The 12,239-nt window shown below is 74.7% G+C and carries 13 protein-coding genes; 6 read left to right on the top strand and 7 right to left on the bottom strand.

The features are described from left to right. Nucleotides 1-6: 6 nt before the first annotated feature. Together ACFXHB_RS09970 and ACFXHB_RS09965 are read right to left on the bottom strand one after the other, a co-directional pair. A complete protein-coding gene (locus ACFXHB_RS09970; RefSeq protein ID WP_380573409.1) occupies nucleotides 7-894 on the bottom strand; it encodes a hypothetical protein in 888 nt (295 codons plus the stop codon). 215 nt (nucleotides 895-1,109) lie between these two features. After that, nucleotides 1,110-1,979: an SAM-dependent methyltransferase gene (locus tag ACFXHB_RS09965; protein ID WP_380573408.1), complete on the bottom strand. Its 870-nt coding sequence runs from the start codon at nucleotides 1,977-1,979 to the stop codon at nucleotides 1,110-1,112. A gap of 286 nt (nucleotides 1,980-2,265) precedes the next feature. On the opposite strand from ACFXHB_RS09965, the gene ACFXHB_RS09960 reads away from it, so the two are divergent. Both ACFXHB_RS09960 and ACFXHB_RS09955 read left to right on the top strand, forming a co-directional pair. Then, nucleotides 2,266-2,889, top strand: a complete 624-nt coding sequence (locus ACFXHB_RS09960; RefSeq protein ID WP_380573407.1) for an RNA polymerase sigma factor — start codon at nucleotides 2,266-2,268, stop codon at nucleotides 2,887-2,889. Continuing rightward, nucleotides 2,886-3,629, top strand: a complete 744-nt coding sequence (locus ACFXHB_RS09955) for a hypothetical protein (RefSeq protein WP_380573406.1) — start codon at nucleotides 2,886-2,888, stop codon at nucleotides 3,627-3,629. Before ACFXHB_RS09960 ends, ACFXHB_RS09955 begins: the two co-directional genes overlap by 4 nt. A gap of 107 nt (nucleotides 3,630-3,736) precedes the next feature. On the opposite strand, the gene ACFXHB_RS09950 is transcribed toward ACFXHB_RS09955, so the two are convergent. The 5 genes from ACFXHB_RS09950 to ACFXHB_RS09930 form a co-directional block, all read right to left on the bottom strand. Beyond that, nucleotides 3,737-5,536: a condensation domain-containing protein gene (locus tag ACFXHB_RS09950; protein ID WP_380573405.1), complete on the bottom strand. Its 1,800-nt coding sequence runs from the start codon at nucleotides 5,534-5,536 to the stop codon at nucleotides 3,737-3,739. Between the two features lie 113 nt (nucleotides 5,537-5,649). Next, complete coding sequence (locus tag ACFXHB_RS09945) at nucleotides 5,650-6,450, bottom strand: 4'-phosphopantetheinyl transferase family protein (RefSeq protein WP_380573403.1); 801 nt, start codon at nucleotides 6,448-6,450, stop codon at nucleotides 5,650-5,652. Then, a complete protein-coding gene (locus ACFXHB_RS09940) occupies nucleotides 6,447-7,301 on the bottom strand; it encodes a hypothetical protein (RefSeq protein WP_380573402.1) in 855 nt (284 codons plus the stop codon). The genes ACFXHB_RS09945 and ACFXHB_RS09940 overlap by 4 nt, the downstream gene beginning before the upstream one ends. A gap of 4 nt (nucleotides 7,302-7,305) precedes the next feature. After that, nucleotides 7,306-7,596 carry an acyl carrier protein gene (locus ACFXHB_RS09935; protein WP_380573400.1) on the bottom strand — a complete coding sequence of 97 codons (291 nt, stop codon included), beginning with the start codon at nucleotides 7,594-7,596 and terminating at the stop codon, nucleotides 7,306-7,308. Between the two features lie 110 nt (nucleotides 7,597-7,706). Next, nucleotides 7,707-8,639, bottom strand: a complete 933-nt coding sequence (locus ACFXHB_RS09930; protein ID WP_380573398.1) for a 3-oxoacyl-[acyl-carrier-protein] synthase III C-terminal domain-containing protein — start codon at nucleotides 8,637-8,639, stop codon at nucleotides 7,707-7,709. A gap of 98 nt (nucleotides 8,640-8,737) precedes the next feature. Here ACFXHB_RS09930 and ACFXHB_RS09925 point away from each other — a divergent pair, with 98 nt between their 5' ends. The 4 genes from ACFXHB_RS09925 (at nucleotide 8,738) to ACFXHB_RS09910 (ending at nucleotide 12,111) form a co-directional block, all read left to right on the top strand. Beyond that, on the top strand, nucleotides 8,738-9,040 hold the full coding sequence (locus ACFXHB_RS09925; protein ID WP_380573397.1) for a hypothetical protein: 303 nt from the start codon (nucleotides 8,738-8,740) through the stop codon (nucleotides 9,038-9,040). Further along, nucleotides 9,037-10,218, top strand: coding sequence for a glycosyltransferase (locus ACFXHB_RS09920; RefSeq protein ID WP_380573396.1), 1,182 nt, complete (start codon nucleotides 9,037-9,039; stop codon nucleotides 10,216-10,218). Before ACFXHB_RS09925 ends, ACFXHB_RS09920 begins: the two co-directional genes overlap by 4 nt. 148 nt (nucleotides 10,219-10,366) lie before the next feature. Continuing rightward, on the top strand, nucleotides 10,367-11,323 hold the full coding sequence (locus ACFXHB_RS09915; RefSeq protein ID WP_380573394.1) for an ATP-binding cassette domain-containing protein: 957 nt from the start codon (nucleotides 10,367-10,369) through the stop codon (nucleotides 11,321-11,323). Between the two features lie 23 nt (nucleotides 11,324-11,346). Continuing rightward, a complete protein-coding gene (locus tag ACFXHB_RS09910) occupies nucleotides 11,347-12,111 on the top strand; it encodes an ABC transporter permease (protein WP_380573393.1) in 765 nt (254 codons plus the stop codon). The last annotated feature ends 128 nt before the right edge of the window (nucleotides 12,112-12,239 follow it).

The raw sequence follows: 12,239 nt of genomic DNA, 5'->3' as shown, positions 1-12,239 counted from the left end.
CCCGGGCTACCGGGGTGGCAACGCGGCCGCCTCGGCCCGCCCCCGCGCCCCCGCCGCCGACGGCCCCACCTCGGCCTCCACCTCCCCGAACCGGGAGAGCACGAAGGTGCCGCCGACCGCCACCGCGAAGCCGGCCAGCGCGCACCAGGCGTAGCCCGGGCGCGCCGCGTCTCCCAGGGCGACCACCCCGACCAGCGCCGGGCCGAAGGTCTCGGTCACCGTCCCGGCCGCCGTCGCGGCCGTGACCGTGCCGCGCTGCAGCGCGAGCGCGTACGCGAGGTAGCCGCCGAGACCGCCGAGGGCGAGCGCGTACGCCGCCGGGTCGGTGAGGACCTCGGCCGCCCCGCCGACGTCGAGGACGCGCACGGCCAGGCTGGTCACGCCGAAGCCGACCCCGGCCAGCAGACCGAGGCCGCCCGCCGCGGCGTTGCCGTCCCGGCGGGCCAGCAGCAGGGTGAGCAGCAGCATCAGGACGGTGGTGCCGAGCAGCGCCCAGTGGAAGGCCGCCGGGGCGTACTCACGGCCCTCACGGCCGGAGCCGAGAGCCAGCAGGGTGAGTCCGACCACCACCGCGACGATCGCGGCCGCGTCGCCGCGCCGCAGCCGGGCGCCGAGCAGCCAGACCGCGGCGAGCGCCGTCACCGCGAGGCCCGCGTTGGTGACCGCCTGGACCAGGAAGAGCGGCAGGCTGCGCAGCGCGACGACGCTCAGCACGAAACCGCCGATGTCCAGCGCCGTCCCCAACAGGAACTGCCAGGAGCGCACCAGGGCGGCCAGCAGGCCGACCCGCACCCGGTCCGCGCGGGGCGCCGACCGCGCACCGCGGGCCTGGAAGACCGAGCCGAAGCCGAAGCAGACGGTCGCGACCAGGGCGGTGGTGAGTCCGAGCAGCATGACTCTCCTCGGGGCAGGCTCCACGACCAGTCTGGGCCCGCGCGGGCCCGCGCGCACGGAAGCGGACCCACGGCCGGGGAGCCGGGCGCGCACGGGTCGGGGCCGGGCGCGCCCGGTTACGCGCACGCCGGGGGCCGGGTACGCACGGGTCGGGGCCGGGCGCGCCCGGTTACGCGCACGCCGGGGGCCGGCGCGCACCTCACGAGTCAGAACAGCTAGGGCTTGACGGCCACGGCCGCGTAGCCGGAGGCCTCGGTGTCGGTGACGGCGGTGTCAGCGGCGTCGGCCGGGCGCCATCGGTGGACGGGGACGAGGCCGGGGTCGAGGGCGGTCCAGCCGGTGAGGAAGCGGGCGAGTTCACGGCGGGAACGGGCCTGGAGGGGCGTGCCGGCGGCACGGTAGATGCCGCTCACGCGGGCGACCTCCGCCGGCGCGAAGTCGGCCGTGAGGTGGGAGACCACCAGGGCGCTGCCGGGCGCGAGGGCGGCCTTCAGGCACTCGACGATCGCGTGGGCGCGGTCGGGACCGGGGATCCCCCGGCCCTCGGGTGCTTCGGGACCGCCAAGGGCATCGGGACCGTCGGGACCGTCCGGGATGAAGTGCAGGACGGCGTTGAGGGAGAGGGCGACCGGGCGGGAGAGGTCGATGGTGTCGCGCAGGCCGGGCGCGGTGAGCAGGGCGACCGGGTCGGCGAGGTCGGCCTCGATGTAGGCCGTGCGGCCCTCCCGCGCCCCGGTGAGCAGGGCCTGGGCGTGCGAGAGCACGATCGGGTCGTTGTCGACGTAGACCACCCGGGCGCGCGGATTCACCTGTTGCGCGACCTCGTGCAGATTGGGCGAGGTGGGGATGCCGGTGCCGATGTCCAGGAACTGCTCCAGACCGGCCTCGGCGAGGGACCGGGTCGAACGGTGCATGAAGGCCCGGTTGGCGCGCGCCGCGGAGCGCACCCAGGGAAGGACGGCGAGCGCCTGCCCGGCCGCCTCGCGATCGGCGGCGAAGTTGGTGAAGCCGCCGAGGTAGTAGTCGTACATCCGGGCCGAGTGCGGCACGTTCAGTCGCAGGTCGACCCCGTCGTAAAGGCTCATCGCTCTCCCCCGCCGGCGGACTCACCGATTGCTGCCCACGCTACCCGCCGGCCAACCACCGCCGGCACCGGCCGAGTTCGACAGGTCCGATGATCGGCCGACCGGACGAGATGACAGTCGGTATTCATTCTGCGACCAGGCGTGACGGACCTGATGAAATGAGGTCGGCGGGCACGGAGTCCGCACCCTCAGGCGGCCGGCGATCGGTCGGCGGCCGCGGAAGGCAGGTTCGATGACCATCGACAGGGGTGTCCGTACGCTCGGGCACCGGGGAGGGCCGGCGCCGATGGGCACCGGGACCGACGGCGGCCGGGCGGACCGGCCGGGCGCCGGCCGCGACGACCCCGGGGACGCCGGATACGACGGCCCGGAGAACGCCAACATCCGGCTGGAGCTGGCCTATTCGGCGTTCTGCGAAACCCACGAGCCGGCCTGGCGGGCCCTCGCGCTGACCCGGATCGGCAACCGGGCGGACGTGACGCTGGTCGTCGAGGCGATGAAGGAGGACCTCGCCCGGCACTGGGCCCAGGTCCTGCGCTTCGAGGAACCGGCCGCGTACGCGTGGCGGCTGGCGAACCGGCACGTCGCCGACTGGGTGGCCGCCGAGGAACAGGTCGAGGTGGAGGCCGTCACCTTCGCGGCGGTCATCGGGGCGTTCAAGGATGTCGCCAACGGGCTCCTGCACAGCGAGGCGGACGGCGTCCGGCTGTACGCGGCGATCCTCGAACTCCCGGACCGGCAGCGGGACGTGATCGTGCTGCGGTACCTGCTCGGGCTGCACGTCAAGGTGATCGGCGCCTATCTGGGCCGGCCGGTCGCCACCGTCCACTCCAACCTCCGGCACGCCCGGGAGCGGCTGGCCAAGCGGCTCGGTGTGCGCGAACTGCCGGACCGGGGAGGCGAGCAGTGACCCCCTGGCACGGGGCCGAGGTGCCCGGCGGTGCACCCACGCCGCCTGGCACCGAGCCGCCGGCCGGCGGCGGGGCGGCCGCGGCGCCGCGGATTCCCCGGCCCGAACGGGCGCACGCCGAACGGATCGCCGCACTTCGCCAGGCCAGGCTGACGGCGGCCCCCGCGCATCTTCCGTCCGAGCACGAGCAGGCCGCCTTCGAGCTGGGGCTGGTGGTCGCCCTCGTGCTGGGCGCCCCGAACGCCTCCCAGGGCCTGGACCTGCTGGTCAACGCGCGGCGGATCCAGCCGGAGGGGGCGGAGGTGTTCGCCGCGCTGCTCTACGCCACCGGCCACGAGGAGGGCGCCGAGTTCTGGTGGCGCTTCGCGGCCGGGTCCGGCAGCGGCACGGCGGCGTACTGCCTGCACCTGTACCACCTCCGGTTCGGCGAGACCGACGACGCCGACTACTGGCGGGCGTGGTCGGACCAGCTCGCCGCCGCCGGGGGCCCGCCGGGCCCCCGGCCGGTGGGCCGGTCCCCCCTGCGGGCGGACCGGCCCCTGCTGCCGGACGACGTCCGGCGGGACATCCTCTCGCGCTGCCACCGGGGACTGGCACCGCAACTGCCCCCGGCCCTGGTGGCGGTGATCGACCGGTTGCCGCGGCAGGGCGAGCCGGGGGAACCCGACGGCGTACCCAGCCCCTGGGGGCTGACCTCGGGTGCGACGTCGCTCTGCTCCTGGGACGGCGCGCAGGGGTGAACCGTGCGGCGGACACACCACCCCGTTCGGGTGAGTCGTGCGGCCCGCGGCTGCCATCGGGCGCCGACGCGGCCGGCCCAGCGGGGCGACGCGGCCGAGCCGGGCGGTCAGCCCAGCGGGGCGAGGCGGCCGGCGACCTCCGGGCACCGGCCGCTGCCCTCGGCCACGACCGCCAGTTCCCCCCAGTGCGGCGGCAGCGCCGGATCGGCGGCGGCGTGGACGACGTAGTGCTGCGGGGCCATCGCGGTGTCCCGGCCCGGCAAGGCGCCGATCACCCTGCGGTGGGCGAGCGAGGGCGTCAACTCGGGTTCGGCGGAGGCGATCCGGGCGACCAGGCGGCCGTCGGCGAACTCGACCCGGGTGGCGGAACCGAGGGCGTCCGCGACCAGCGCCCGGACGGCGTCCAGGTCGACCCAGGAGCCCTCGATCCGCTGCCACGCACCGGCCCGGACGGCGCCGCCCAGCCCGGTCAGCGCGGGGAGGTCGGCGAGCGGGACCGGACCGCGCGCGGCCGCTTCGAGCACGGCGGGCACGGCCAGCGCGAACCGGCCGGTCTCCTCCCGGTCGAGCACCTGCGGGCAGGCGACCAGCGCGAACTCCAGACTGCCGGAGATCCGCAGGATGTTGAGCATCACCCGGACCGCGACCGGCTGGTCGGGCAGCCAGGTCAGCTCGGGGTCGCTGGTCGGGGCCGGACGGGCCTCGGACATCGCCTCCGGGATGGTCAGACTGAGGTCGTTGACCACGACCTGGCGGGGGAAGCGGGAACCGCGCAGATGGGCGATGTCCTCGATCAGCGCCCAGACCTCGCCCGCCGGGAGGGTGCTGTGCCAGTACCCCGCGAGCGAGGCCGCCTTGGCGCGGCCGATCAGCTCGTCGAGGTCGTCCGTGTCGGTGTCCAGGGCGAGCAGGGCGTCCTGGGCGAGGGTGCCGATGTGGTCGGCCATCACGGCGCGCTGCCGGTTGGCGGAGAGCGCCGACATCACCAGGTCCGTCCGGTCCGCCCGCCGGGCCACCAGGGCCGCGAAGACGGCGAGCAGGACGACGGAGGGGCTCGCGCCGGTGCGCCGGGAGGTGGCGGCCAGGTCGGCGGCCGCCGTCCGCGAGCGCAGCACGACGGCGGCGACGCCGTCCGGCGGGCCGGTGATCCGGGAGTCGGCGAAGACGGCCTGCGGGGCGGCGGACAGGACCTTGCGCCAGTGCCGCAGCGCGGCGGCGGCCTTGCGGCGGCCCTGGTCGCTCTGCTCGACCGCCGCCACCTCCAGCGGGGTCCGGGCGGTGACGGGCGGGAGCTCCTTCCCGGCGGCGAGGGCGAGCCAGTCCCGGATGAGCAGGGTCGTCGCGGCGCCGTCCGCGCCGGCGTGGCAGACGACCACGATCAGTCGGAGCACCCGGTCGGCCTCGACCAGCAGGGTGAACCGGAGCCGGGGGCCGGCCGCCAGGTCGAACGGGACGGCGACATCGGCCCGGCCCACCTCGTCGGCCAGCGCGTCGATCCCGCTTTCGGCGAAGCCCTCGAAGGCGTCCACGCCCTCCGAGCCCTCCAGGCCCTCGACACTCTCGGAGCCCTCGGAGCCCTCGGTCGACCGGCCGGCCGGCGCGCGTACGGTGACGGTGAACTCGCCCTCGCCGCACACCAGCTGGCGCTTGGGGAAGCTCTCCGGGCCCGGACCGGCCGGGAAGACCGTCCGTAGCGAGTCGTGCCGCTCGACGAGCCGGCGGAGGGCGTCGAGCGCGGCCGGCACGGTCACCCCGTCGGGGACCGGCCAGACGGACTCCTTGTTGATCTGCTCGGGTCTGTCGCGCCGGATGCAGCGGATCATGTTGTCCTGGCCGAGGGTCAGCGGCCCGAAGCCGCTGCTCGCGCCGCTGTACCGGACGATGATCCGCCGGATGCTCTCTGTCACGTCGTACGCGCCCTTCGGCCGGCCGGGGGAATATCAGCGGAGTGCGGTTCGGGACGCTACCAGCGGCCCGGAGCAGTGGTACAGACCAAATATCCGGGACCGCCGACAGAGCGTCAATTCCCTTGCCAGCACGCCTGAGTGGCCTCGGACAAGGCATTCCATCGATGCCGGCGGAGCCGGAACGGCCGGTCGCCCGGCACCGCCACCGCGGCCCGGAACGGTCCGGGCACCGGCACGTCGTCGAACAGGCAGGGGCCGTCACCGAGCGTGCCCGGGTCGGCCAGGCGCAACGGCGCGGGACCGGCCAACGGCAGCCCGAAGCCCTGCACCAACCGCCCGCCGTAGGCCTTGACGCAGGCCTCACGGCGGCACCAGAGCGTGGTGAAGCGCTCGGCCAGCACCTCCGGGCTCCCCGAGCCCGCGAGGAACTCGGCCTCGGCGCCCGGGAAGTAGCGCGCGGCGACCCGGCCGGCCACCCGGGCGTCCCGGATCTCCTCGACGTCGACACCGACCGGCCGCCCACCGGTCAGGGCCAGGACGGCCAGGGCGCCGGACCCGGAGTAGCTGACGCCGATCCGACCGCGCCCCTGCGCCGGCTCGGGTTTGCCGTGCGGCCCGTGGCGCCAGACGAGTTCGGCGGCGGGCAGGCCGAGGCGCTCGGCCACCAGCAGCCGGACGACACCGTGCACCACGACGAAGCGCCGCCCGACCGCGGGGTCGCGGGCCGGGCCTCGGCCGGCGGCCCGGGCGAGTTCGGCCGGGTCCAGCAGACGCCGCAGTTCTCGGACCACCTCGTCGGGCTGGTCGGTGGGAATGGTCCACAGGTCGACGGGGTCGGCACCGTCGATGCCGTCGCCGTCGGGACCCGCGGGGTCGGACGCGTCGGCGGGGTCGGCGGGCGACCCCGCGGTCACGGCCCGACCCGGAGCGTCAGGGTGCTCAGGACTCCCAGCCTGCGATCGAGACCGGCGGCCAGGACCGGTCGGCCACGGGCCTGCCAATCGGGCAACCGCCCGGCCAGCTCCGCCCAGAGGCCGGTGAACGGCTGCCCGGCGGGCGCGACGACCACCGGCTCACGCCCCCGGCCCACCACCGACTCGCCATCGGGGCCGGCCGCCAGGCCGGCGTCCAGCAGGACGGCGGCGTCCTGCGCCAGGGCACGCACCTCGTCGTTCAGCACCGTGGCCGCCGTCCCCTCCGCCACGAGGGAGCTTTGACGGATCGTCAACTCCGCTCCGGCGGTCTCGTCGAGGACCAGCACGACCACGCCGTGCCGCTCGGGCAGCTCCACCGGCGTCGCCGGCCGGTAGTGCAGCGCGGTCTGCTCGGCCAGCACCACCACCGCGCGCCGGCAGGCACCGGTGCGCTGGTACTCGGCGGCCACCCGCAGCGCGCTGAAGGCCACCGCCGACCCCTGGTCGCAGAGGGCGAAGGCCAGCGGCGCGCCGGGGCAGGAGCGGCTCAGCGCCAGCGAGCTGGGCGCGCCCGGACGGACGTCCGGCGAGTCGAAGGCCAGGATCAACAGGTCCACCGGGACACCGTCGGCCAGCGCCTCCCCCAGCAGAGCCTCGGCCAGCTCGGCGTAGGAGTGGCCGACGCCCTCGGTCAGGAGGTCCTCCCGCACCGGCAGGCCGTACGGCCGGACCAGGTCCGTGACGAACACCCGCAGGTCCGGGTCGAGCGAGGTCTCCGACCTGCCGTCGAAGGACCGGGCGAGGATCCGGGTGACGCCCAGGGCGGGCGGCGACGCGGAAGCGGCGGCCACCCGGTCAGTCCTCGGGAATGATGTGCCCGGCGACGTAGTCGGCCAGGTTGCTCACCGAGCGCAGGTCGTCCTCGCCGATCTGCTCGACGTCGACCTGGATGTCCAGCGTCTCCTCGACCTCCAGGATCAGCTCGATGGTGCCGGCCGAGGTGAGACCGAGGTCGTCGAAGAGGCAGGCGTTCTCCGGGATCTCGGGCAGGTCGCGCTTGAGGACGCGCGGCAGCAGTTCGCCGATGCTCCGCAGGACCCGCTCGCGGAGCTCGGTGTCAGTGGTCTGGACCGCCGGTTCTGGCATGGATGTCCCGTCCCGTCGTGCGTGAGAGGTGAGTGGGTGCGGCCGGCCGGAGGTGTGGTCGTCCTCGCCGTGCCGGTACGTCGCCCGGTGCGCGCCGGACCGACGGTGCGTCAGTGCTCGACGGCCATGGCGGAGAAGGTGGCCCCGACACCGGCGGCGGCGATCAGGTAGCGGTCGCCGCGGCGGAGCAGCCCCTGCGTGGTGGCGGTGTGGAGATTGATGAGGCTGTCCGCAGCGAAACTGTGCCCCACCGAGCGCACGTTGTCCAGCACCACCTTCTCCACCGGGAAGCCGATCCGCCGGCAGATCATGCGCCAAGAGGCCTGGTTGACGTTGTGCGGAAGCACCAGGGCGAGGTCCGAGAGGTCCAGACCAGCCTGGTCGAGTGCGGCCTCGATCGCCTCGATCATCACCACCGGGTACTCCCGCTGGTAACGCGCCAGCAGGTCCGCGTCCTCGGCCAGCCGGCCGTCGAACTCGGGGCGGTGCCGGACGGCGTAGGAGAGCACGCGGTTGCGCTCACCGGTCGCCCGGACCAGGCAGGCGGCCGCGCCCTCGGCGAAGATCCCGGTCTCGGGCACCACCTGGGCGTCCTTGGTGAAGGTCTTCTCCCCGGCCAGCACCAGCGCCAGGGCGTCCGGATCGCCCTGCCCGGCCAGCAGGCGGCCGGCCAGGTCGACGGCCAGCAGGCCCACCGCGCAGGCGTGGTGGGTCACCGTGAAGGCCGCGGCGTGCCCGAGGCCGTAGCGGCCGAGCAGATCGTGCAGCGGGTTGAGCGGATAGGGCACCGCCACCGGCATGCTGCGCGCGTGGATCACGAAGCGGACGTGCCGTTCGCGTCCGCGCAGCTCCGGTAAGGCGTCGACGGCGGCGCCGAGCAGGTCGGGCAGCTTCCCGTCCGGGTCCAGCCGCAGCTGGTCCAGGCCGTGGAAACGGCGGAAGAGTCGAAGTTGACGTGGGGTCAGGCCGATCCGCTCGCCCACTGCCTCAATGGGCACGGTGTGGTGGGGGAGGTGGACGGCCACTGCCTCCAGTGCGGTCACGCGGGCTAGTATTCCCACGCCCGACGGGTCGCACAAGTGATCTCGGGCCTCTTCGCAGACTCATCCGCCCCCGTGCCGTCGAGCAGGTGGAGCCCCCCATGACCGATCGTGAACCCCCCGTTTCCGCTGCCCAGGTCCGTCCGGAGCTGGTCGCACTGCTGGCCGAGGCCGCCGGCGCGCCGCCCGAATGGACCGCGCTGGTCACCCCGCAGGCCCGACTGGACGCCGATCTGATGCTGGACGAGTACGAACTGACGACCCTCGCTGCCCTGGTGCGCGGGTACTTCGGGGCATCGGCCGACCTCACCGCCCTGCGCGCCGGACTGGACCTGGCCGGACTGGAAGCCCTGACCGTCGCCGAGGTGCAGCGGCTGCTGCCCGCCGAGGAGCCCTCCCGATGAGCCGATTCCTGCTGGTGGTCCCCCCGTTGACGGGACACGTCAACCCGTTCACGGGCATCGCCCGTGAGCTGACCGCCCGTGGCCACGACGTCGCCTGGACCGGTACCGAGTCGGTGCTGCGGCCCCTGCTCGGGCCCGAGGCCGTCGTACTGGGGACCGGCACCCGGGCGTTCCGCGCGCAGGGCGGACACGGGCTGGCCGCCCTGCGGTCGCTCTGGGAGGGGTTCATCGTCCCGTACGCGCGGTTCACCGCGAAGCCGCTGGACACGGCGGTGCGGGAGTTCCGGCCGGACGTGCTGCTGGTCGACCAGCACACCCCGGCGGGCGCGCTGGTCGCGCACCGGCACGGCCTGCCGTGGGCCAGCCTGGCGCCGGGAGCGATGGAGCTGAGGCGGCCGTTCCGCGCGCTGCCGTTGGTCGAGGCCTGGATGACCGAACTGCTCACCGGCCTCTGGCGGCGGGCCGGTCTGCCCGAGGAGGAGTACACCGACCCGCGCTTCTCCCCCGCCCTCGTCCTGGCGCCGACCGGACCCGCGCTGACGGGCCCGACGGACTTCCCCGCGCACTACGCGCTGGTCGGGCCGGTCCTGGCCGAGCGGCCCGCCGACCCGCACTTCCCCTGGGAGCGGCTGGAGCCGGGCCGCCGGCGGGTGCTGGTCACCATGGGCACGCTGGCCGGGGACCTCGGCGCGGACTTCCACGCCCGGGCCGTCCGGGCGCTGGAGCTGTGCGGGGACGACGTCCAGCCGGTGATCGCCGCGCCGGCCGCGCTGCTGCCCGAACTGCCCGGCCACGCGGTGGCGGTGGACCGGGCCCCGGTCCTGGAGCTGATGGCCCGCGGCGCGCTGGACGCGGTGCTGTGCCACGGCGGGATGAACACCGTCGGCGAGGCGCTGGCGCACGGGCTGCCGCTGGTGACGGCACCCATCCGGCACGACCAGCCGTTCGTCGCGGCGCAGGTCGCGGCGGCCGGCGCCGGGGTGCGGGTGCCGTTCGCCCGTGTCACGCCCGACGGGCTGGCGACCGCGCTGCGGACGGTCCTTGACGCACCGCCGTACCGGGAGAGCGCCGTCCGGGTGGGTGCGGCGCTGCGTGCCGGCGGCGGGGCCGTGACGGCGGCCGACCGGCTGGAGGCCCTGGTCGGAACCGGGGCAGAACGATCGAATCCATTGGTCTAGGCCATTGTATCCGGGGCGCCGCAGACCCTAGGGTGGCGCGAAGCACCGCTTCCCAGGTGCCCCGGCCACCATCCCCGAACGGACCGTCCAGCCCTGTCTGCGCTGGACGTCGTCGACGTGGCAATCCATCCCCGCACGGGAGTTCTGGTTGATCGAGACCAAGGGACTTCGCAAGTCCTATCCGTCCAAACAACGCGGCCAGGCTGCCGTCGACGCCGTCCGCGGCATCGATCTGGACGTGGCCGCCGGTGAGATATTCGGCTTCCTCGGGCCCAACGGCGCCGGCAAGACGACCACCCTGCGCATGCTCGCCACCCTCATCCGGCCGGACGGCGGCGAGGCCCGGATCGCCGGCACCGACCTGCTCGCCGACCCGGACGGAGTCCGCCGACGCATCGGCTACGTCGCCCAGGGCGGCGGCACCGCCGACACCGTCACCGCCCGCGAGGAGCTGGTGATGCAGGCCCGGATGCACGGCACCCGCAAGGCACCGGCCCAGCGGCTGGCCGAGGAGGCCCTGAAGGCCTTCGGGCTCACCGAGTTCGGTGACCGCGCGTGCCGCACCTACTCGGGCGGCCAGCGCCGCCGGCTGGACATCGCGCTGGGCGTCATCCACGCGCCCCAGGTGCTCTTCCTCGACGAGCCCACGGTCGGCCTCGACCCGGCCAGCCGGGGACAGGTGTGGGCCGAGATCCGGCGCCTGAGCGCCGAGGGCCTGACCGTCGTGGTGACCACGCACTACCTGGAGGAGGCCGACGCGCTCTGCGACCGGGTGGCGATCGTCGACCACGGCGGGATCGTCGCCGAGGGCACGCCCGAGGCCCTGAAGCGGGAGATCTCCGGCGACGTCGTCCTGGTCGGCCTCGCGGCCGGAGAGGCCGAAACCGCCGCCAAGGCGCTGCGCGACCAGCCGTACCTGCGCCGCCTGGAGACCCAGGGCGACGACGGCCTGCGGCTCTACCTCGACGACGGCGCGGCCGCGATCCCGCAGCTGCTGCGCGCCCTGGACGGCGCCGGCGTCGTACCCGGCACCGTCCAACTGCAACGGCCCAGCCTGGACGACGTGTTCCTGGCCCGGACGGGCCGCTCCATCGAGCAGTCCTGAGCACTGATCCCCGAGAGGCCCCCATGAAGCTCGCCCGCGACACCTGGCTGGTCTTCCAGCGACAGCTGCTGCTCATGTGGCGAACCCCGATCTGGATCGCCGTCGGGCTGATCCAGCCCGTCTTCTACCTGCTGCTGTTCGCGCCACTGCTCAAGCAGGTGCTGGTGCCGATGGGCGCGACCACCTACGCCGAGACCTACCAGATCTACGTACCGGGCCTGTTGGCGGTGCTCTGCATCTTCGGCGGGCTGTACACCGGCTTCAGCCTGCTCGGCGAGCTGAAGGCCGGCATCATCGAGCGGTCCCGGGTGACCCCGGTCAGCCGGCTGGCCCTGCTGCTCGGCCGGGCGCTGCGCGAGACGGTGGCGCTGCTCGTCCAGGCCGTCCTGATCACGCTGATCGCGCTGCCGTTCGGGCTGCGGGTCGCACCGCTGGATCTGCTGCTGGCGTACCTGCTGCTCGGCCTGCTGGCCCTGATGACCTCGGCGATCTCCTACGGCATCGCCCTGGTACTGCCGGCCGACGAGGCGATGGCCCCGGTGGTGAACACCCTCGCGCAGCCGATCGCGCTGCTGTCCGGCGTCCTGCTGCCCCTGGCGCTGGCACCGGTGTGGCTGCAGACCACGGCCAAGTGGAATCCCTTCTACTGGGCGGTGGAGGGCATGCGGGCGCTGTTCTCCGGCCACGCCGGGGACAGTGTGGTCTGGCAGGGACTGCTGGTGGTCGTCCTGATGACGGTGGCCTCCGTGTACTGCTCGGCCCGGCTGTTCTCCACCCGGGTGCGCTGAGCCCCGGGACCGCGCGCGAGGACGGACACGAGGGTGGGGGCGGGGCGTCTCGCTGCCCCGCCCCCCCCCACGTGCGGGCCCCGCGCCTACCGCGACCGCGGCGCCCCCGCCCCCCCCCCCGCCCGAGG

The sequence above is a fragment of the Kitasatospora sp. NPDC059327 genome, assembly GCF_042752535.1.
Taxonomy (GTDB): domain Bacteria; phylum Actinomycetota; class Actinomycetes; order Streptomycetales; family Streptomycetaceae; genus Kitasatospora.
Note: the sequence above shows the minus strand (reverse complement) of the source record. Positions and strands in the feature narration are given on the sequence as shown.

Bases quoted from the DNA above. Each gene is read 5' to 3' on its own strand.
- ACFXHB_RS09965 (WP_380573408.1), bottom strand. From the start codon at position 1,979: ATGAGCCTTTACGACGGGGTCGACCTGCGACTGAACGTGCCGCACTCG.
- ACFXHB_RS09960 (WP_380573407.1), top strand. From the start codon at position 2,266: ATGGGCACCGGGACCGACGGCGGCCGGGCGGACCGGCCGGGCGCCGGC.
- ACFXHB_RS09925 (WP_380573397.1), top strand. From the start codon at position 8,738: ATGACCGATCGTGAACCCCCCGTTTCCGCTGCCCAGGTCCGTCCGGAG.
- ACFXHB_RS09970 (WP_380573409.1), bottom strand. From the start codon at position 894: ATGCTGCTCGGACTCACCACCGCCCTGGTCGCGACCGTCTGCTTCGGC.
- ACFXHB_RS09920 (WP_380573396.1), top strand. From the start codon at position 9,037: ATGAGCCGATTCCTGCTGGTGGTCCCCCCGTTGACGGGACACGTCAAC.
- ACFXHB_RS09910 (WP_380573393.1), top strand. From the start codon at position 11,347: ATGAAGCTCGCCCGCGACACCTGGCTGGTCTTCCAGCGACAGCTGCTG.
- ACFXHB_RS09935 (WP_380573400.1), bottom strand. From the start codon at position 7,596: ATGCCAGAACCGGCGGTCCAGACCACTGACACCGAGCTCCGCGAGCGG.